The organism is Seonamhaeicola marinus (assembly GCF_008085455.1).
The window spans coordinates 1-1,033 of the sequence record NZ_VSDQ01000285.1; the positions used below are offsets into that span (position 1 = coordinate 1).

Here is a 1,033-nt window from a genome sequence, read left to right on the forward strand (position 1 = left end):
TTTATAAATTAGTTATTTTACTAAGCATTTTGTTGTGCGGTATAGGAGCGTTTTCGCAAAATAATAAACGTAAAGAACTTGAAACCAGACGTCAAGAATTACGTCGCGAAATACAAAAAATAACACAGTTAAGAGCCCAAAATAAATCAAAAGAAAAATCTGAACTTTCACAAATTGAGGCTTTTAGTTATAAAATTAGCGTATTAGATAATTTAATTAAAGTTACCAACCAACAAGCCAATTATATAACACACGAAATAAACAGTAATCAAAAAAAAATAACAAATTTAAGAGACGAGTTAAAACAGCTTAAAGAAGACTATGCGTCTATGATTGTAAAATCATACAAAAGTAAAAATCAACACAGTCGCATAATGTTTTTACTCTCTTCAAATAACTTTAAACAAGCCTATAAAAGGTTACAATACTTAAAGCAATACACCAATCACCAAAAACAACAGGGTGAAGAAATAAAAGCTAAAACCGAAGAGTTACAAAGCCTAAACACCAATTTAATAAAGCAAAAAGAAGAAAAAAACAAACTAATTGCCGAAAATAGAGTTACACAAAAAACATTAGAAGCAGAACGTACATTGCATGAAAATTTAATGCAATCTATTAGAAAAAACTTATCAAAATACACCGCACAAATACGTCAAAAAGAACGTGAAGCTGCACGAATTGATGCCGAAATAGACAAAATTATAAAGGCAGCCATAGCAAAATCTAACAAAGTAGCAGGTAAAGCAGCCAGCTCTAAAAGTTTTGCACTCACACCCGAAGAAAAAAAGTTAGCCTCAAACTTTGTAGCCAATAAAGGCAAACTACCTTGGCCAGTAGAGCGTGGTGTAGTTAGTCTGCGTTACGGTAGCCAACCATCACCAATAGATAGGTCTTTAACAATAAACAGTAACGGCGTGCGTATTTCAACCGAAAAAGGCGCCACCGCACGTGCCGTTTTTAATGGTGAGGTTCATGAAATACTTAAAATACGTAACGTAAACCCCATTTTAATAATACGCCATGGTAATTA

General features: G+C 33.0%; 1 protein-coding gene. It reads left to right on the plus strand.

Annotated elements, in window-relative coordinates:
* Positions 1 to 1,033 (plus strand): murein hydrolase activator EnvC family protein (locus FUA24_RS04005; RefSeq protein ID WP_148540157.1); only part of this gene is annotated, 1,033 nt, incomplete at both ends.